The organism is Flavobacterium cheonanense (assembly GCF_039539185.1).
GTDB lineage: Bacteria > Bacteroidota > Bacteroidia > Flavobacteriales > Flavobacteriaceae > Flavobacterium > Flavobacterium cheonanense.
In genome coordinates this window covers 169,477-190,311 of record NZ_BAABCT010000003.1, presented here as the reverse complement: position 1 = coordinate 190,311, position 20,835 = coordinate 169,477, and the positions used below count along the sequence as shown (strand labels likewise).

Sequence of the window (20,835 nt, the reverse complement as noted above, 5' to 3'; positions counted from 1 at the left end):
TTTTAAGTTTCTTCTGTTTTTCACAGGAGTTACCACCAATCATTAAATATAATTCTTCTGTATATAACGCTGGAAATCAAAACTGGATGATTTCTCAAGATAGTAAACACTTTGTTTATTTTGCAAATAATGAAGGTTTACTTGAGTTTAATGGCTCAACTTGGAATTTGTATAAATCACCAAACGAAACAATTATTCGTTCTGTAAAAGTTATCGGAAATAGAATATATACTGGTTGCTACATGGAGTTTGGTTTTTGGACTAGAAAAAGTAACGGTCATTTAAATTATACTTCATTAAGTAATAAAATTAAATCAAAAGTTCTTGACGATGAGCAATTCTGGAATATAATTAGCTACGATCAATGGGTTGTTTTTCAATCATTAAACAGAATTTATATTTATGATACAAAAGCAAATACTTTTAAAATAGTAATGCCCAAAAATGGGGTTTTAAAATCATTCAAAACCTCAAATTCAATTTATTATCAAACCACAGATTATTCTTTATTTGAAATTGAGAATGGAACTAGTAAGTTGATTTCAAATAATTCAGTTTTAAAAGGAAATAAAATTGTTAATATTTTTTCTATAGATGAAGGACTTCTAATTCATACTCAATTTAATGGTTTTTATAAATTAATAAATGGGAGTTTATTAAAATTTAATGCCGAGGCAGATTCAGAAATTGCTGCAAGTAGTATTTACAGCAGTCAAATTCTTTCAGATGGAAGTTTTGCAGTAGGTACCATATCAAATGGAGTTTTTATAGTAACTAAAGATGGAAAAGTAAAATACCACATTACTCAAAGTAAAGGATTGTGTAACAACACGGTTTTGTCTTTAATGGAAGATGCAGAAAAAAATCTTTGGATAGGTTTAGATAACGGAATCAATTGTATTAATCTCCAGTCACCAATAAAGAGTTTTACAGATGAAACTGGAATTTTAGGAACAGTTTATACTTCTATAGTACACAATCAAAAGTTATATATCGGAACCAATCAAGGTCTTTTTTGTAAAGATTATTTAAATGAGGAACAATTCAGATTTATTAAAGGGACTAAAGGTCAAGTATGGTCTCTTTTTGTTCATGACAACACTCTTTTTTGTGGTCATGATTCTGGAACTTTTGTGATTGAAAATGAAAATTCAAAATCAATTTTTGCTCAATCCGGTACATGGAAATTTGAGAGTGTACCAAGTAATAAAAATAGGATAATCCAAGGAAATTATTATGGACTCTCGGTTTTAGAGAAAGTAAACAATCAATGGGTTTTTAAGAATAAGATAGAAGGTTTCAATTATTCATCTAAATATTTTGAAATTACTAATCATAACGAAGTTTATGTTAGTCATGAATATAAGGGAGTTTTTCGTTTTCAAGTTGATAATAGCTTCAAGAAATGTTTTAAATTATTTACTTACACCAATCCTCCAAAAGGAAAAAATGCAGGATTAGCCAAATTTAATAATTCAATATACTATGCTTATAAAGATGGAATTTATAAGCTAAATGAAAAGACTAAATTATTTGCAAAAGATAATTCTTTAAGTAGTGTTTTTGATAATGATGAATATAATTCAGGGAAATTAATTTTAGATAATTCTAATAAATTATGGCTTTTTTCTAAAAATTACATCAATTATTTTACATTAAATAAGTTAAACACTAGTTTAAAAAAGAATGTCATTTCAATTCCTTCTACACTAACAAATTCAATGTTAGGATATGAAAATATTTCGCAATTATCAAATTATCAATATCTAATAGGTACTACTGATGGTTATTATGTAATCAATATTAATGATTTAAGTACTAAAAGTCACAATGTATCAATTACTGATTTAAGTATCAATAAGTTAAATGATAAACAAACAAGTTTTGCTTTGTCTGAAGAAGGAATCTTCGATTATGACGAAAATAATGTAACTTTTAGTTATACAGTGCCGGAATATAATAAATACATTTATGCAGAATACCAATATCTTTTAGAAGGATTTCAAGATGAATGGAGCGAATGGAGTGCTAAGCCAATGGTGAATTTTAAAAATCTTCCACCTGGTGATTATGTTTTTAAAGTTAGATCCAGGGTTTCAAATGCTGCAAATGATAATTTGGCAACTTACTCATTTACTATAAAAAAACCATGGTACGCTACTAATTTTGCTATTCTAATTTATGGTTTAATAATAATTTCATCATTAATTTACGTTAATAAGCTTTATAAAAATTATTATAATACGCAACGTGAAAAACTAATTGAAGAAAATAATTTATTGTTAGAAATAAAAGAATTGGAAAACGAACAGCAATTAATGAAAATTAAGAACGAGCAGTTAGCTCAGGAATTCGATGCCAAAAACAAAGAATTAGCTGTTTCGACAATGAGTTTAATCAAAAAAGACGAATTATTATCATTAATTAAAGAAGATTTAAAGAAATCTTCAGAAGAGAGTAATAATAGAAGTATCAAATCTGTAATTTCAACCATTACAAAAAATATATCTCAGGAAGATACATGGAATGTGTTTAAAGAAGCTTTCGATACAGCGGATAAAGACTTTTTAAAGAAGATTAAGCAAGCGCATCCTTCACTTACTCCAAACGATTTGCGTCTTTGTGCTTACTTAAGGTTAAACCTTTCATCCAAAGAGATAGCTCCATTATTAAATATTTCTGTGCGAAGTATTGAGATAAAGCGATATCGTTTGCGTAAAAAAATGGATTTGCCACACGAAAAAGGACTTGTAGAATATATTCTATCAATATAATCAATAAAATTTCCACCAAAACACCTATACATTTCCTCAACAAAAATGTTTGATATGGATTTTTTTATTTCAATAATGTTCTAATAATATTAATCTTTTCGAATGTTTTCAATGATAAATCAATAACTATACAGTTATTTTTTTTGAGTGTATGTTTTTTGTTGTGGTTGTTTTTGCCAGTTGTATAATAAATCATTAGTATTTTTATGAAATCATTAAACTTAACAAGAGATTTATATTTAACTATTAACCTAATCTAGTACTTCAAATGAAAAAAATTATTTTTCTACTAATTTTTTGCAGTTCTATCAACTCTTTTTCACAAACAGAAAAAGTAACAATTCAAAAAAATAATTCCGATCAAAAACTTACAGTAGATGGAAGAGATTTTATTGTCAACGGAATGAACTGGGATTATTTTCCAATTGGAACAAATTATACATACAGCCTTTGGAAACAGCCTGATGCATTTATTCAACAAGCTCTTGATGATGAAATGGGATTGCTAAAAAATATGGGAGTAAATACCATTCGTGTTTATTCGGGAATGCCAAAAAAATGGATTGAATACATTCATACAAACTATGGAATTTATACCATGTTAAATCACTCTTTTGGTAGATATGGTTTGACAATTGATGGTGTTTGGAAACCAAATACAGAATATTCAGATGCTAAAACTCGTGAACTTTTACTTAAGGAAGTAACTGAAATGGCTAGTGAATATAAAAATACTAAAGGTTTGTTATTATTCCTATTAGGAAATGAAAATAACTATGGTTTGTTTTGGGATGGAGCAGAAACAGAAAATATTCCAGTAAAAGATAGAAAGTCTACTGCTCGTGCACGTTCAATGTACAAATTATTCAATGAAGCTGTTGTTAAAATGAAAGCAATAGATTCAAATCACCCAATGGCAATATGTAATGGAGATTTACTTTTCTTAGACATAGTTGCAGAAGAATGTAAGGATGTTGATATATATGGTACAAATGTTTACCGTGGAGTTTCTTTCGGTGATTTGTTTGATAGAGTAAAAAAGGAATACGGTAAACCGGTTCTATTTACCGAATTTGGTTCAGATGCTTTTAATGTTCTAACAAATCAAGAAGATCAAAATGCACAAGCTTTTTACTTAAAAGGAAATTGGAAAGAAATTTATGAAAACGCAGCTGGGATGGGTAAAAACGGAAATTGTCTTGGTGGATTTACTTTTCAGTTTAGTGATGGATGGTGGAAATATGGTCAAACAAAAAATTTAGATCAACATGATAGTAATGCTTCATGGTCTAATGGTGGTTATCAAAAAGATTTTACTGAAGGACAAAACAACATGAATGAAGAGTGGTTTGGTATTTGTGCCAAAGGACCAACAAACGAAAAAGGGTTTTATCAATTGTATCCTAGATCTGCTTATTACGTTTTAAAAGATATTCATAAGTTTAATCCGTTTGCTGAAACAGCAAATAAAGCCAAAATAAACACTCACTTTGATGAAGCAAATCTTATGGACGCTTCACTAAGAGCTAGAGCAGATAAAGCAGCTTTAGGAAGTAATGATAGTCAAATTTTAAAAATTAGTAATCTTAGAGCAGAATTTACAACCTTTAATACTGGTGGTACTTTAATTTCAACACCTAAGAGTGATGATCCAGCTACAACTAATTTTCCTAATAGATTAGGTTTTGATCACATGCAGTCCTATTTTGTTGGTGTTGAGGGTAACCCATCTTCTAACATGAAAGCAAATGTAAATTTTAATATTTTAGGAAGAGTTGCTGAAAATCCAATTAACGAAATCTTTTATGAAAATAGAGGTAGAGCTCAAACTTTTAACACGCCCGATGGTCCTCTAGTTGTAAGTGATTTTAATAGGGTTCAAGTATATAATGCATCTTACACTTGGAGTGCAAAGGATTTTGAAGTTAGAGGTTTTTATAGAACAGGACATTACCATTGGGGTTATGAAGGAGATTTCTTTGCTTTATATTCTGAAGCTAACTATGGACCTAATTTAGATATCTATAATGGAGAAACTTTAGGGTTTGAAGTTGATGGTAAAAGAAGTTTAAAAGGTTTTAAAGCTGCATTCGGACCACAATTATGGTGGGGAGCAAACCCAGCATATCTTGTAAAGTATGGAACAAAATTAGGTAAAGTAGATGCTACAGCAGTATATCACGAAGATATAAATCAAGTAGAAATTTCTCAAGCCGTTTCTTCAATTGCATTTCCAGTTCCTAAAACAAGAAGAGCAACTATTCATTTCAAAACAAAGCTAGGCGATCTTGGTGTTGAAGCTGGTGGTATTTGGGCAGGACAACCTTTAAATGGTAGAGAGTTTCAAATGATGGATGGTAATATCGTTAAAGTAGATAAGATAAATAATAAAGATAACTGGGGAGGAAAAGCAAAGTTAACATTTTCTAAGGGTAGATTTAATGTCTACACTCAAGGTGCAATTCAAGGTTTAGTTGCTAATGGAGGAGCAGACAATGTTCAGACATTTACAGGATGGAGACTAAAAGATTCAGGAAGTGGTAACCAAATGAACTTTCTTGCTGGATTTACTTACAACATTAACTCAAAACTTCAAATTGCTCCAAATATGTTGTGGCAACAACCTATTGTTGATGCTATGCCAAATGGTGTTGATGCTCCTGGAAGATTAAGAAATGTATTAGACGATCCGTTTTTTGTTAGAAGTAATAGAAGAACATTAGGTGGAGAGCTATTACTTACTTTCGACCCAACTCCAGCAACTTGGATGTATGAGTGGAATAATGATATGGTTGAAGATGCAAAATTTGCTTTCAGTACAGGTTTTGTATATAGAAAACTGCCTACAACAATGGATGCGGCTATCGGATTTTTAGCAAATCGTACTCCTTTTGCTTTCCCTAATTCAGCTCCAGCTCAAAATTTATGGGAATTAAATACTAGAATAGTTTCAAAAATCAGCCCAGATTTAGGGATGATAGCTAACTTATACTTTGGTAATGGTCAAGCAAATGGTGATTCAGATAGAACAATCAATAGAATGGGTGGTGATTTAAGAGTGATTTATAAAAAAGTAAAAGTAGTTTCTTCTTTAAAAATAAATGACTGGGGTCCTTTTGATTATCACCGTGACTTTAACTTAACATACCCTGTACAAAGTTCTATTGACATTTCAACCTCTGTTGGAAAACCAAATTGGTTTATTTTACCAGATACTAAAATAGGTATTATGGGTATTTGGCGTTCATTAGACCAATATTCTCCAAGGTATTCTCCAACTTTCGTTCCAGCAAATACTTTTCCAGCAGTACCTGTTTTAACTCCAGTAGGATTTGGAAATGGATCTGAATGGGAAATCAGAACATACATTCATATAAATATTGGTAAATAATTTAAAAAAATTGAAAAAATGAAAAATAGAAAAATTAATTATTTAAGAAATTCGCTTTTATTTGGATTGATTATTTTAATCAATATTAGTTGCGAAAGAGATTTGTCAGATGAAGCTACAAACGCAACATTTCCCAGAACTGCAGAGGTGTTTATTGATGCACCAGTTGCAATGGGTAGTGACTTTTATTTTCCTTACGGTGGTTCTAAGCCTACTGCATGGTCAGTAGACAGTCAAGTAAGTTATAGAGGTACTGCGTCTATGCGTTTTGATGTTCCTAATGCTAATGATCCTGAAGGTTCTTATGCGGGTGCAATCTTTAGAACTGAAGGAGCAGGTCGCGATTTAACAGGTTATGACGCTTTGACTTTTTATGTTAAAGCTAGTCAAGGAGTCAATATTGCTGAATTTGGTTTTGGTGAAGATTTTTTTCCTAATAAATATATTACAACCATAACTAATGTTAGTGTCGGTACAAACTGGCAAAAAGTAATTATTCCTATTCCAGATGCTTCTAAACTAGTTAAAGAAAGAGGAATGTTTAGATATGCTGCTGGTAGTCAAGGTACAAACAGTCTAGGATATACTTTTTGGATTGATGATTTAAAGTTCGAAAAACTAGGTACAATTCTGCCATTAAGTGCTTCAATTATGAATGGTACTAACGTTACAAGATCAACTTTTGTAGGTGTAACTTCTACAGTTACTGGTGTTATCTCTACGTTTAATATGCCAAATGGGATAAATCAATCGGTATCAATAGCTCCAGCATATTTAAATTTTGTTTCTTCAAACCCATCTGTTGCAACGGTAAATGATGCTGGCGTAGTAACCCCAATTGCTGCTGGAACAGCAACAATAACAGCTACTTTCAATGGTCAACCTACAACAGGAAGCTTGATAATAAATTGTACTGGTACCTATGTTAATGCTCCAACACCAACTTTAAACCCATCAAATGTAATTTCTATATTTTCAGATGCCTACACTAATGTACCTGTAAATTATTATAATGGATATTGGCAACCATGGCAAACAACAGTTTCAAATGATTTTTCTGTTTTAGGTGACAATGTATTGAATTATACAAATTTTAACTTTGTTGGTATTGAGTTCAGTAGTCCAACTGTCAACGCTACCTCAATGACTCATATTCATTTAGACGCATTTATTCCTGGTCCAATCACTCCAGGAAGACAATTACGTGTTATTGTTGTAGATTTTGGTGCTGATGGAGTTTTCGGTGGAGGTAATGATACAAGACACTCTACAACATTTACCGCAACTACTCCAACTCCAGTTGTCTCTCAAAATTGGATTTCAATTGAAATTCCATTTTCTGCAATGCCAGGTCTTTTGAATAGAAACAATCTAGCTCAAATTATTCTTGAAGGAGGTGATAATTCAATATTATATGTCGATAATATATATTTCCATAACTAAAAAAAATAAAAATGATTTCAATTAAAAATAAGAATAGTTTAATTCTTTCATTATCGATAGTTTTATTGTTTAATAGCTGTTCTACAGATGAAAAGCAAACAGTTGTTACTAAAAATCAATTAGTAATGAGTGATGAATTTAGTGTTAACGGAGCTCCAGATTCCAATTTATGGTCTTACAATATTGGAACCGGTACAAATGGTTGGGGTAATAACGAACTTCAATATTACACAGATAGGCCTGTAAATATTAAAGTTGAAAACGGTTTGCTTAAAATTACTGCACGCAGAGAACAGTATATGGGAGAAGCTTTTACTTCTGCTCGAATTTTATCAAAAGGCAAATTTGAAACCAAGTATGGTAGATTAGAAGCTAGAATAAAATTGCCTAGAGGAAAAGGTCTATGGCCAGCATTTTGGATGCTTGGAAGCAATTCCGATACTGCTATATGGCCACAATGTGGAGAAATCGATATTATGGAATACCTTGGTAATAGTCCTACTAAAGTTTTTGGAACTGTTCATGGTCCAGGATATTCAGCTGGAAACGCAATAACTAAAACATTTACATTACCAAACAGCAGATTTGATACAGATTTCCACGTTTTTGGAATTGAATGGGGAGAAAATTACATTAATTTTTATGTAGATGATGCTCTATACAATCAAATAACTCCATTTGATGTCACTGGTGATTGGGTTTTTAACCAACCGTTTTACATAATACTTAATATGGCAGTTGGTGGAAACTATCCGGGAGCACCTAATAGTGAAACTCCATTCCCACAAGAAATGTTAGTCGATTATATAAGAGTTTATCAATAAGTTTTTTTTTCAAATAATAATCTAATAGACTTTTTAAGTTTAGTCTATTAGATTATTTAATTTTTTTAAATTTCAATTAAAGAGTCTTTATGAGCCTATCCCAAAATAGTATTGAAAAAGCAAACAATAATTTAACTGCAAAATCTGTTGAAATGAATATTATTTCAATAGAAGGAGAAGTTTTCTATAAAATTTCCAATAACGATGCAATGCGACCATTCTTTATGAGCATCGTTAGCGATTCTAATCATTGGATGTTTATTTCTAGTAATGGCGGATTAACAGCTGGAAGAAAAAATGCTGAATTTGCCCTTTTTCCTTATTATACAGATGATAAAATAACTGAATTTGCCGATATTACTGGAAGTAAAACTATTTTTCAAATTACACATAATGATGAAAAATATATTTGGGAACCTTATTCAGAACGATTTAATGATAAGTATTCTATAACTCGAAATTTATACAAAAACGAGTTTGGTAATAAAATCATATTCGAAGAAATTCATAATGATTTTCAACTTACGTTCAGATACCAATGGAATTCTAGCAATTTATTCGGTTTCGTAAAAAAGTCAGAAGTAATTAATAACTCTGAAAATGATTATAAAATAACACTTCTTGATGGAATCCAAAATGTTTTACCTCAAGGAGTTAATAGTGATTTGCAAGCCACAACAAGTAATCTAGTTGATGCTTACAAAAGAAACGAACTTCATTCAGAAAGTGGTTTAGGAATTTTTGCTCTTAGTGCTATTATTGTTGATAAAGCCGAACCAAGTGAAGCGCTAAAAGCTAATATTGCTTGGTCTTTAGGTTTGGATAACCCAACTTATTTGCTTTCATCCTTACAGCTTAATGCCTTTAGAAAATTTCAAAAAGTGCATCAAGAAACAGATATAAAAGGCGAAAAAGGTGCTTATTTTATTTCAACTGATTTGTTTTTGACAAAGAATTCTTCTAAATCTTGGAAGATTATTGCTAATGTAAATCAAAATCAAGCGCAAGTTATTGAATTAGCAGATGCTATTTGCAATAATAAAACTTTAGAAAATCAAATAATTCAGGATATTGATTTAGGTACTCAAAATCTTATCGCTCTAAATGCAACTGCCGACGGATTGCAATTCACAGCAGATAAACGTAAGGATACTCGTCATTTTTCAAATGTTTTATTCAACATTATGCGTGGTGGAATTTTTGACAATAACTACACGATTGAGAAAAATGATTTTGTAAATTATATTTCTAAAGCAAACAAAGTTTTATTTAAAGTAGAAAGTAAATTTCTAAATGATTTACCTGAAACTTTTGACTATTCACATCTTCAAGAATTAATTTCAAATTCTCAAAATGCCGATTTAATTCGTCTTTGTACCGAATATCTTCCTCTTAAATTTAGTAGAAGACACGGTGATCCAAGTCGTCCATGGAATAAATTTTCTATTAACACTAGAAGTGAAATAGATGGTTCCAAAATATTAGATTACGAAGGAAACTGGCGCGATATTTTTCAAAATTGGGAATCCTTAGCCAACGCTTATCCTGAGTTTATCGACGGAATGATTCACAAGTTTTTGAACGCCTCAACTTTTGATGGATACAATCCTTATAGAGTAACAAAAAGTGGCTTTGATTGGGAAACTATCGAACCAGATAATCCATGGTCATACATTGGTTATTGGGGTGATCATCAAATTATCTATTTATTAAAGTTTTTAGAGTTTATAGAAAAGTACCAACCAGGAAAACTTAATGCTTATTTTGATAAAGAGTGTTTTGTTTATGCTGCGGTTCCTTATATTATTAAACCGTATCAAGATATATTAAAAAATCCAAAAGATACAATCGAGTTTGACCATGAATGGGATGCTAAAATTCAAAAACGTAGAATTGAAAATGGTGCAGATGGTGCTTTACTAAGAGATAATACCGATGAAATTTATCACGTAAATCTAATCGAGAAAATATTAGCAACTGTTTTGGCAAAAATGTCCAATTTTATTCCAGAAGCAGGTATTTGGATGAATACCCAACGTCCAGAATGGAATGACGCTAATAATGCTTTGGTAGGTAATGGTGTTTCAATGGTTACGCTTTATTATTTGAGAAGATTTTTGAAGTTTTTCCAACAATTATTAGATAATTCTAATCAAGAAACCATCAAAATATCTAATGAAATGGTAGAATTTTATCATGCTATCAGACAAATTTTATTAGATAATCAACATTTGTTATCAGGTTCAATCTCTAATGAAGAAAGACAAAAGATACTTAATGCTTTAGGTCAAGTCGCTTCCGAATATCGTTTTCAAGTTTATAACAGCGGTTTTTGGGGTAAAAAGAGAACGCATTCTATGCAAGGATTGAAGAATTTTGCTCAAGTTAGCATTGATTTCATCGAACACTCTATAAAAGCCAATCAAAGAGAAGATAAATTGTATCATGCATATAATTTAATGTCTATTGAAAATAATGGCGTTTCGATTTCCTTTTTACCAGAAATGCTTGAAGGTCAAGTAGCTATTTTAAGTTCAGGATTTTTATCAGGAAAACAATCTTTAGAAGTATTGAATGCTTTAAGAAAAAGTGCTTTGTACAGAAAAGATCAAAACAGCTATATTTTATATCCAAATAAAGAACTTCCTAAGTTTTTAGAAAAGAATACGATTCCAAGAGAGAAAGTAGAAAAATCCCTTTTGTTAAAACAACTTTTAAGCGACAATAATTTCCAATTAATCAATAAAGACATTAAAGGAAACTATCATTTCAATGGTAATTTTCATAATGCTAATGATTTAAAGAATGCTTTAGATCAATTGGCTTCCAATGATGATTATAAAGAATTGGTTTCAAAAGATTCAGATGCTGTACTTCAAATATTTGAAGACGTATTCAATCACAAAGCTTTTACAGGTCGTTCAGGAACTTTTTATGGCTATGAAGGTTTAGGTTCCATTTATTGGCATATGGTTTCCAAATTGTATTTGGCTGTAATGGAAGTTATTAATAAAGCTATCGAAAATAAAGAAGATGAAGCTGTAATTGATGCTTTAGTAAATAATTTTGATGAAATCGGAGCCGGAATTGGAATTCATAAATCACCAGAAGTTTATGGCGCTTTTCCAACAGATCCTTATTCGCACACACCTTTTGGTAAAGGCGCACAACAACCAGGAATGACTGGTCAAGTGAAAGAAGATATTCTAACTAGAATTGGAGAATTGGGTGTGAAAATGAACGACGGAAAATTACAATTCCAACCAAGCTTCCTCAAAAAAGAAGAGTTTTTATCAAAAGATACTGAAGTAACTTTCATGATGGTTGATGGTTCACAAAAAGTGATGAATCTTGAAAAAGACTCTTTAGCATTTACAACATGTCAAGTGCCAGTTATTTATAAAATTAATACAACAAGTAAAATTGTTTTGAACTATAAAAATGGAGCAACAAAAACTTTTGAAACATTAGAATTAAACAAAGAAGAAAGCAAAAAAATATTCGATAGAACTGATGAAATTACATTGGTTGAAGTCTATTTATACGCATCTATTTTAAGATAATGAAAAATCTGATTTACATCATATTACTATTGTTTATATCATGTAAACCAATGAATACAAGAAATTTAGTTTCAAAAGAAATGACGGCAGAAAAATTATTAGGAAATACAGAATACCAAGCCATTTGTTATGGTGGATATAGAACTCAAACAAGAGAAATTCAACCAACAATAACAGAGATTAAAGAAGATTTAAAAATTCTTTCTGCTATGAATATAAAAGTTTTACGAACTTATAATGTGCATTATGAAGAAGTAATAAATTTATTAAAAGCCATTACAGAATTAAAAAAAGCCGATGAAAATTTTGAAATGTATGTAATGCTTGGCGCATGGATTGATTGTAAAAATGCATGGACAAACTTACAACCAATTCATAATGAAGAAAGTGAAAGAAATGCAATTGAAATTGAAGAAGCAGTAAGATTAACAAATAAATATCCAGAAATAATTAAAATTATTGCGGTTGGAAATGAAGCGATGGTGAAATGGGCAACTAGTTATTATGTCACGCCAAATATTATTTTGAAATGGGTAAATCATTTACAGAATTTAAAGAAAGAGAATAAATTACCTAAACAAGTTTGGATAACAAGTTCAGATAATTTTGCTTCTTGGGGTGGACATACTGCCGATTATCATGTAGAGGATTTGAATCAATTGATAAAAGCAGTAGATTATATTTCGATGCATACTTATCCAATGCATGACACGCATTATCACCCAGTTTTTTGGGGAATTAAAGAGAATGAATTGCAGTTATCTGAAAAAGAAAAAATAGATGCTGCTATGTTAAGAGCTAGAAATTATGCCATTAATCAATACGACAGTGTTGTTAATTATATGAAGTCAATTGGTGTTAATAAACCAGTTCATATTGGTGAAACAGGTTGGGCAACAAAGTCAAATGAGCATTATGGAAATGACGGTTCGAAGGCAACAGATGAATACAAATCAGCTTTGTATTATGATTTAATGAGAGAATGGAGCAACAAAAATAATATTTCGTGTTTTTATTTTGAAGCTTTTGATGAAAATTGGAAAGACGCAGCTAATCCGTTAGGTTCGGAAAATCATTTTGGATTAATTAATTTACAATCACAAGCTAAATATGTGCTTTGGAAAAATGTAGATAGTGGAACTTTTAAAGGTTTAACTAGAGATGGGAAACCAATAACAAAAACCTATAATGGCGATGAAAAAGCCTTGTGGTTGGATGTTAAAACACCTAATTCTGTTTTAAAGAATTAAAAGAATGGTAAATAACAAAGGTAAAATAGTAGAGAGTAAATTTTTGATAATAGCTTGTATTATGGCATTTTCATTGCATAGTTGTAAAGTTGGAGATAAATTAAATGTTCAAGTTTATGAAACTTCCGAACGTGGCAATTCATTGACAAAAATTAACCAATTTTCTAACGAAGGAACTCCAGTTGTTATTTCTATTAACCCTGAGGAAAAATTTCAAACTATTACTGGTTTCGGAGGTTCTTTCACCGAATCTTCGGCTTATTTACTCAATCGATTGAGTAAGGAAAATCGTAAGAAAATTTTAGATGCTTACTTCAGTGAATCAGGAGCCAATTATTCGCTTACTCGAACACACATTGCGTCTTGCGATTTTTCGTTAAGCAATTACACTTACGCCAAAGTCGAAAACGACATGACTTTGAAACATTTTACCATAGAAGACGATAAATCCGATTTAATTCCGATGATTTTAGAAGCAAAAGCAATTTCTAAAGAAGGTTTTAAAATCATTGCTTCACCTTGGTCGTGTCCACCATGGATGAAAGACAATAAAAAATATGTTGGAGGAAAATTATTACCAGAATTCAATGATGCTTTCGCTTTGTATTTTTCAAAATATCTAAACGCTTACAAAAAAGAAGGCATAGATATTTGGGGTTTAACAGTGATTAATGAACCACACGGAAACGGAAACAATTGGGAAAGTACGCTTTTTTCTCCAAAAGAAATGACCGATTTTGTAATGAATCACATGGGACCAAAATTAGAAAAAGATGGTTGGGGAAATGTGAAAATATTTGGATATGACCAAAATCGTGCAGGTATCAAAGAATGGGCAAACGAAATGTATAAAGATGAAAACACCTCTAAATATTTTGACGGAATGGCAATTCATTGGTATGAAAGTACCTACGAAGTTTTCCCAGAAGATTTACAATACGCTCACCAAAAAGCACCAAATAAATACTTGATTGAAACCGAAGGTTGTGTAGATTCTGAAATTCCGCATTGGCAAGATGATGCTTGGTATTGGAAAAAAGAAGCTACCGATTGGGGTTGGGATTGGGCAAGTGAAAAAGAAAAATATTTGCATCCAAAATACGCTCCAGTAAACCGTTATGCAAATGATATAATAGGATGTATAAATAATAGAGTAGATGGCTGGATTGATTGGAACATGGTTCTTGACAGACAAGGTGGACCAAATTGGTTCAAAAATTGGTGCGTAGCTCCAGTAATTGTTGATGATAAAAATGATGAAGTCTACCTTACACCTTTATATTATGTGATGGCTCATTTCAGTAAGTTCATGCGACCTGGTGCTGTGAAAATTGGATGTGAAATAAATTCTAAAGAATTGGTTTCAACTGCTGTCCAAAATCCAGATGGCTCTATTGCAATAGCCGTTTTTAATCCAACAGAATCTAAACAAACAATTGATATCAAATTAAATAATAAAAATGCTTTAATCTCAATTGATGCAAAAGCATTACAAACTATAATAATCAAACCAAACTAACCAATAATTAAAAAAACTCTATATGTCAAATTCTAATTCAACTTCATCAGGAAAAGTTCCAATGGGTCAAAAAATTGCCTTTGGATTGGGTATGCTTGCTAACCAAATGTTTCCAGCTGCTTTAGGAATTTTTACAGTTGTATTAGTCGAACAATTGGGGTTTAGTGGATTATTGTTAGGCTTAACGTATTTTATTCCAAAGTTTTATGATGCTTTGTTTGATTTGATAATGGGTTATGTGAGTGATAATACCAAATCAAAATGGGGAAGAAGAAGACAATATGTATTAGCTGGAGCAATTATTCTAGGAATTTCATTTGCATTAATGTGGCAATTGTATGCTGAAAACGGTGTAACATACAATTTTTGGTACTTTTTATTGATTTCATTGATTTTTTATTCAGGTTTGACCATATTCAGTATTCCCTATGTTGCAATGGGTTACGAAATGAGTGATGATTTTCACGAACGAACCAATATTATGGCTACTTCGCAACTTATAGGTCAGTTGGCTTGGGTTGTTGCACCATGGTTTTGGGTTATAATGGCAGATAAATCATTGTTTCCATCAGGTGATGTGGCTGTAAGAACCTTAGCTGTATATGTTGCAATAGGTTGCGCCATTTTAGCAGCAATTCCAGCATTTTTTATTCCAAGTAAATCTACACTCAACGAAGATTACAGTCCAATTGATTTAAAAGGAATCCTCGGAAGTTTTGGCGAAATCAAAGAAGGTTTGAAAGCTTCGATCGAAATTAAACCATTCAGAAAAATTTGTATTGCTACTTTTTTAATTTTTAATGCTTTTCAAACTACAGCAGCATTTTCGTATTTTATCATCAAGTATTATTTGTTTAAAGGAAATGAAGATGGTTTCGGATTATGGCCTACTTTATTTGGATGTGTAGGAGCAATTATCACTACCGTTGTGGTTATTCCTATCGTTGCAAGAATGTCTAAAACAATGGGAAAAAAGAAAGCATTCTTATTATCTCAAGGGATTTCAGTAATCGGTTACATTTTGCTTTTTGTATTATTTGTTCCAGGAAAACCATATCTGTTTTTGTTTGCATTGCCATTTTTCTCCTTCGGAATTGGAAGCTTGTTTACCTTAATGATGTCGATGACTTCGGATGTTATAGATATTGATGAACTCAACACAGGAAAAAGAAGAGAAGGAAGTTTAGGTGCCATTTATTGGTGGATGGTAAAATTTGGAACAGCTGTTGCAGGATTGTTAAGTGGATTAATTCTTTCTTTAGTTGCATTTCAGTCCAATGCTGCTACACAAACCGATGAAACCATGTTTTGGCTGCGAATATTCTTTGTAGGAGTTCCAATTCTTGGTACATTGAGTGCAATTTGGGTAATGAGAAATTATGATATTGACGAAGCCAAAGCCAGAGAAGTGAGAGACCTTTTAGATAAACGAAAAGGAAAAACGAAAACCCAATCTTCAGCCTATCTTTCAGGAAAACTTGTTTCATTATTAAAAAATGGTTCGATTAATTCTTCAATTGATAACGAATTAAATACTAAAAGCGAGACTGAATTAAAAGCTCTTTATTCTGAAATACTAAATAATGGATTACACGGATTATGTTTCAGTCCATATGTAGAAAACCAAAAAGCTGGTGATATTCTTTCTGCTGATCAAATTAGAAGAAGATTAGACATTATTGCTCCTCACACCAATTGGATACGTACTTTTTCATGCACAGAAGGCAACGAGTTAATTCCAGAAATTGCTCATCAAAAAGGACTTAAAACTGTTGTTGGAGCTTGGATTAGTAATGACAAAGCAAGAAATGAAAAAGAAATTGAAGCATTAATCAAACTAGCTAAATCAGGTTTGGTAGATATAGCTGCTGTAGGAAATGAAGTATTGCATCGTAATGAAATTTCTGAACAAGAACTTATTGGTTACATAAAAAGAGTCAAAGAAGCTGTTCCAAATATATCTGTTAGTTATGTTGATGCTTATTATCAGTTTTTAGATAAACCAAATTTGATTTCGAGTTGCGATTTACTTCTTGTAAATTTCTATCCATTTTGGGAAGGAGCAAATGTAGATTTTACAACTTCTTATTTACAAAATATGATGGAAGTGACTAAAAACGTAGCTCAAGGAAAGAAAATCATAATTTCAGAAACTGGTTGGCCAAGTAAAGGAGAAACGGTTGAGGAAGCAATTCCATCAGAAATTAATGCTATGAAATATTTTGTTTCTTCTCAAAAATGGGCAAAAAACAATAACATTGAGCTATTCCATTTCTCTTCATTTGACGAATCTTGGAAAGCCTTGCAAGAGGGAACCGTTGGAACAGCGTGGGGAATTTGGGATAAGAATGAGAAGTTTAAATTTTAAAAATTACGAATCATGTCATTTAGAGAAGGTCACTATTTTTCATTAGAAAATAATTATAATAACAGCAAGAATAATACAAACAAAAGCGATTATCAAAGTTTTGATTTTTCTGAAATTTCATCAAAGAAGTTAGCTGAACTTTGGAGAGAAACTTTAGAAAACGGTATGCATGGAATTTGCTTCAGTATGTATGAAGACGGACAAAAACCTGGCGATATTATTACTGCGGAACAAGTCAATCGTCGTATTCAAATTTTAAAGCCTTATTCTAAATGGGTTCGTTCTTTTTCATGTATCGAAGGCAACGAACATATACCAAGAATTGCCAAAGAAAACGGAATGCAAACTTTAGTTGGTGCTTGGCTTGGAGATGATTTAGAACTGAATGAAAAAGAAATTGAGAGTTTGATTGCTTTAGCTAAAGAAGGTTCTGTAGATATTGCAGCAGTTGGGAACGAAGTGATGTACAGAGGTGATTTGACAGAAGATCAATTGTTAGAATACATTAAACGAGTTAAAGAAGCTTTGCCTAATATTTCAGTAGGTTATGTAGATGCTTATTACGAGTTTTCTCATCGTCCAAGAATTACTGAGGTTTGTGATGTGATTTTGACAAATTGTTATCCTTATTGGGAAGGTTGTCCTATAGAATATTCTTTACCTCATATGCAAAGTATGTTTAATTCTGCAAAAGATGCAGGTCAAGGAAAACGTGTTATTATAACAGAAACTGGTTGGCCAAGCGAAGGCGGTTCATTAAAAGGTGCAGTAGCAACCAATGAAAATGCTATGAAATATTTTATAGAAAGTCAGAATTGGTCGAAATTTAATGATATTGAAATTTTCTATTTTTCTTCGTTTGATGAATCATGGAAAGTAGGACCAGAAGGTGCAGTTGGAGCTTATTGGGGATTATGGGATAAAAACGAAAAACTTAAATTTTAATAAAAATGTATATGAGAAATAAATTACAAATACTTTTACTATTAATTTTTTTTACATCAAGTTATTCTCAAGTAGATGTAGTTTACACTAATCTAGTATGGTCTGATGAGTTTGATACTAATGGCGCTGTAAACTCAGCTAAATGGCATCATCAAACGCAATTGCCAGCAGGTGGAAGTTGGTATAATGGAGAAGTGCAGCATTACACTGATCAACTTACTAATTCATCTGTAAATGCAGGTTTCCTAAATATTGTTGCCAAAAAGGAACCTTATACTAACCAAGGTGTAACCAAACAATATACATCAGCAAGATTGAATTCTAAATTCGCCTTTCTTTATGGTAGAGTTGATATTCGTGCCAAAATACCTACTAATCAAGGCACATGGCCAGCGTTATGGTTACTTGGAAAAAATATAAATGAAGATGGCGGTTTTTTTGACTCTCAGTTCGGAACAACCAATTGGCCTGCTTGTGGTGAAATTGATATTATGGAACACGGAATCACACCGTCTCAACCAGCAGGGTACATACAAAGTGCGCTTCACACACCTTCATCTTTCGGAAATACTGTAAATCATGGAGGAACAATAGCTTCCAATTTAGGAAATAGTTTTCATGTCTATTCTATGAATTGGTCACCTTTTCAAATAACATTTTTGTTAGACGGTGTAGCTTTTTATTCCTACAATCCTGCTGTGAAAACCCCAAGTAATTGGCCTTTTAATGCAGAACAATATCTATTACTTAACATTGCAATGGGCGGAGTTGCTGGAACAATTCCTTCAAATTTTAACCAAGCAACTATGGAAATTGATTATGTAAGAGTATATCAAAATATTGCTGGAGATACACAACCACCAACTAATTTTACAGCTACAGTTGGAACTGTTACAAGTTCAACGATTCAATTACTGTTGAATGCAAATGACAATTCAGGAAATGTTTCTTATAGTATTAATTATAGTGGTGGAACTATCAATACAGCCAATCCATCTGGAGTTCAAAAATCGGTAATTGTGCCTAATTTGTCTCCTAATACAAATTATAGTTTTTCAATAACTGCGAGCGATTTGGCAGGAAACAACTATGTTTCAAATCCGATAGTTTTAAACGCAACAACTACAGGAGTTATTGGTTGCTCTGGAACGAGTACAGCGGCTCAAGCAAATTCTTTTTCAACTGGATATAATTATGCTTTTGAAACTTTAGGAACAGATGTAAAAATAACTTTTGAAATGTTAGACACAGACAAAGTAGGAGTAGTGGCTTTTCTTTGGAAACAAAGTCCGTTTACTGAAACTCAAATGACAAATGTCTCAGGAAATATTTTTACTAAAACAATTACAAACCAAACAATAGGTTCAACGATTACTTATGCAGTTAAGTTTGCATACGCAAATGGTTTTTCAGTCACAACATACTATAATTATGTGGTTGGAAGTAATTGCGCTTTAGAAGTAGCCTCAATTCAAGATACTGTTGATTTTTCTTTCTTAAATCCTGTTAAAGAATTTGTCAGCATAAATTCTGAATCTAAAATTGATAAAGTAGAAATTTATAATATGGTTGGAACTTTAGTTTTAGAAACAAAAGAGGATACTAATAAAGTTGATATAAAAAATCTTTCACAAGGAATATATTTAATCGCAGTTTATTCAGACAATAAAAAGAGCGTTAAAAAAATGATTGTGAAATAAATTAAATTTCAATTTGATACTTTTATAACTTTTAAAGGCCTTACAAGATAATCCCATTTTGTAAGGTCTTTTTGTCGTTTTTATGCTACTTTTTCAATTTTATTGCATTTGAAATGTTAAAATTTTAAATTTTATTTGCATATTAAGAAAAGTTTATGTTACATTTGACTATAATTTAATCAAATTTTAACAGTCGCCTATCGCAAAAAATTACTTTTAGAAAAAACATTACGATTTTTTAACCCAAAACTAAAAGGTAATTTTATGGCTACTATTCAAATCCCAGACGCTTTATTGGTAAAGAATTATATAGCCGGCGACGAGAACGCTTTGGCTGTATTAATCAACAGACATCAGTCTAAAATTTATGGATTTATTTATTCCAAAATGGCCGACCGTGATGTAGCTGACGACGTATTTCAAGACACTTTTATCAAAGTAATCAAGACTTTAAAATCTAATTCGTACAACGAAGAAGGTAAATTTTTACCTTGGGTAATGCGTATTGCGCACAATCTAATCGTTGATCATTATAGAAAAAATAAAAAAATGCCAATGCTTCGCGAAACCGAAGAGTTTTCAATTTTTTCTGTTTTAACGGATACTTCAATGAATGCTGAAGGCAGAATTATTACAGAAGTTATTGAAAAAGATTTGCAAAAAATAATAAAACAACTTCCTGATGATCAGAGAGAAGTATTGACTATGCGAATCTATCAAGACTTAAGTTTTAACGAAATTGCTGAATTAACAGGTGTTAGCATCAATACTGCTTTAGGGAGAATGAGATATGCACTAATGAACTTGAGAAAATTAATTGAAAAAAATCAAATTATTTTGACCAATTAAACAATATATGTAAAGTTATAACGTTATAGTAGTATAATTTAAATCACTCTATGGCAAAACTTTACTCTAAAAAAGCATTAGCAAACACAAAAATGTTACCAAAAAAAGAAACAATTAATTTCATACTTAATTATTCGAAAGCTTTGAAAATGGTCAAAGTAGGTAATATGAACTTCGAACTCCTTGCTAATTAACATATCGCGTCTAGT

The 20,835-nt window shown here is 31.4% G+C and carries 11 protein-coding genes; all 11 read left to right on the top strand.

What is annotated here, in order from left to right; all coding sequences use genetic code 11:
• Window positions 1-86 precede the first annotated feature (86 nt).
• The 11 genes from ABD766_RS07750 to ABD766_RS07700 all read left to right on the top strand — a co-directional run bounded on the left by ABD766_RS07750 (window position 87) and on the right by ABD766_RS07700 (window position 20,626).
• Window positions 87-2,774 carry a helix-turn-helix and ligand-binding sensor domain-containing protein gene (locus ABD766_RS07750; RefSeq protein WP_344816136.1) on the top strand — a complete coding sequence of 896 codons (2,688 nt, stop codon included), beginning with the start codon at window positions 87-89 and terminating at the stop codon, window positions 2,772-2,774.
• A gap of 268 nt (window positions 2,775-3,042) precedes the next feature.
• On the top strand, window positions 3,043-6,165 hold the full coding sequence (locus ABD766_RS07745; protein ID WP_344816135.1) for a glycoside hydrolase 5 family protein: 3,123 nt from the start codon (window positions 3,043-3,045) through the stop codon (window positions 6,163-6,165).
• 18 nt (window positions 6,166-6,183) lie between these two features.
• Window positions 6,184-7,608 (top strand): Ig-like domain-containing protein, encoded by a 1,425-nt coding sequence (locus ABD766_RS07740; RefSeq protein WP_344816134.1) that lies wholly within the window; start codon window positions 6,184-6,186, stop codon window positions 7,606-7,608.
• 11 nt (window positions 7,609-7,619) lie between these two features.
• Window positions 7,620-8,432, top strand: coding sequence for a glycoside hydrolase family 16 protein (locus tag ABD766_RS07735; RefSeq protein ID WP_298302295.1), 813 nt, complete (start codon window positions 7,620-7,622; stop codon window positions 8,430-8,432).
• Between the two features lie 89 nt (window positions 8,433-8,521).
• A complete protein-coding gene (locus ABD766_RS07730; RefSeq protein WP_425556573.1) occupies window positions 8,522-11,995 on the top strand; it encodes a hypothetical protein in 3,474 nt (1,157 codons plus the stop codon).
• Between the two features lie 50 nt (window positions 11,996-12,045).
• The gene (locus tag ABD766_RS07725) at window positions 12,046-13,245 is read left to right on the top strand and encodes a glycosyl hydrolase family 17 protein (protein WP_344816133.1); all 1,200 of its coding nucleotides are present in this window, start codon (window positions 12,046-12,048) and stop codon (window positions 13,243-13,245) included.
• Between the two features lie 61 nt (window positions 13,246-13,306).
• Window positions 13,307-14,764, top strand: coding sequence for a glycoside hydrolase family 30 protein (locus ABD766_RS07720; RefSeq protein WP_344816244.1), 1,458 nt, complete (start codon window positions 13,307-13,309; stop codon window positions 14,762-14,764).
• 22 nt (window positions 14,765-14,786) lie between these two features.
• On the top strand, window positions 14,787-17,132 hold the full coding sequence (locus tag ABD766_RS07715; protein ID WP_344816132.1) for an MFS transporter: 2,346 nt from the start codon (window positions 14,787-14,789) through the stop codon (window positions 17,130-17,132).
• A gap of 12 nt (window positions 17,133-17,144) precedes the next feature.
• Window positions 17,145-18,077 carry a glycoside hydrolase family 17 protein gene (locus ABD766_RS07710; RefSeq protein WP_344816131.1) on the top strand — a complete coding sequence of 311 codons (933 nt, stop codon included), beginning with the start codon at window positions 17,145-17,147 and terminating at the stop codon, window positions 18,075-18,077.
• Between the two features lie 11 nt (window positions 18,078-18,088).
• Window positions 18,089-19,777, top strand: coding sequence for a family 16 glycosylhydrolase (locus ABD766_RS07705; protein WP_344816130.1), 1,689 nt, complete (start codon window positions 18,089-18,091; stop codon window positions 19,775-19,777).
• 264 nt (window positions 19,778-20,041) lie between these two features.
• Window positions 20,042-20,626: an RNA polymerase sigma factor gene (locus ABD766_RS07700; RefSeq protein WP_298302277.1), complete on the top strand. Its 585-nt coding sequence runs from the start codon at window positions 20,042-20,044 to the stop codon at window positions 20,624-20,626.
• Window positions 20,627-20,835: the final 209 nt, after the last annotated feature.

Excerpts from the sequence above, each read along its gene's own strand:
- ABD766_RS07750 (WP_344816136.1), top strand. The coding sequence starts at position 87 with ATGATTTCTCAAGATAGTAAACACTTTGTTTATTTTGCAAATAATGAA.
- ABD766_RS07745 (WP_344816135.1), top strand. The coding sequence starts at position 3,043 with ATGAAAAAAATTATTTTTCTACTAATTTTTTGCAGTTCTATCAACTCT.
- ABD766_RS07740 (WP_344816134.1), top strand. The coding sequence starts at position 6,184 with ATGAAAAATAGAAAAATTAATTATTTAAGAAATTCGCTTTTATTTGGA.
- ABD766_RS07735 (WP_298302295.1), top strand. The coding sequence starts at position 7,620 with ATGATTTCAATTAAAAATAAGAATAGTTTAATTCTTTCATTATCGATA.
- ABD766_RS07730 (WP_425556573.1), top strand. The coding sequence starts at position 8,522 with ATGAGCCTATCCCAAAATAGTATTGAAAAAGCAAACAATAATTTAACT.
- ABD766_RS07725 (WP_344816133.1), top strand. The coding sequence starts at position 12,046 with ATGAATACAAGAAATTTAGTTTCAAAAGAAATGACGGCAGAAAAATTA.
- ABD766_RS07720 (WP_344816244.1), top strand. The coding sequence starts at position 13,307 with ATGGCATTTTCATTGCATAGTTGTAAAGTTGGAGATAAATTAAATGTT.
- ABD766_RS07715 (WP_344816132.1), top strand. The coding sequence starts at position 14,787 with ATGTCAAATTCTAATTCAACTTCATCAGGAAAAGTTCCAATGGGTCAA.
- ABD766_RS07710 (WP_344816131.1), top strand. The coding sequence starts at position 17,145 with ATGTCATTTAGAGAAGGTCACTATTTTTCATTAGAAAATAATTATAAT.
- ABD766_RS07705 (WP_344816130.1), top strand. The coding sequence starts at position 18,089 with ATGAGAAATAAATTACAAATACTTTTACTATTAATTTTTTTTACATCA.
- ABD766_RS07700 (WP_298302277.1), top strand. The coding sequence starts at position 20,042 with ATGGCTACTATTCAAATCCCAGACGCTTTATTGGTAAAGAATTATATA.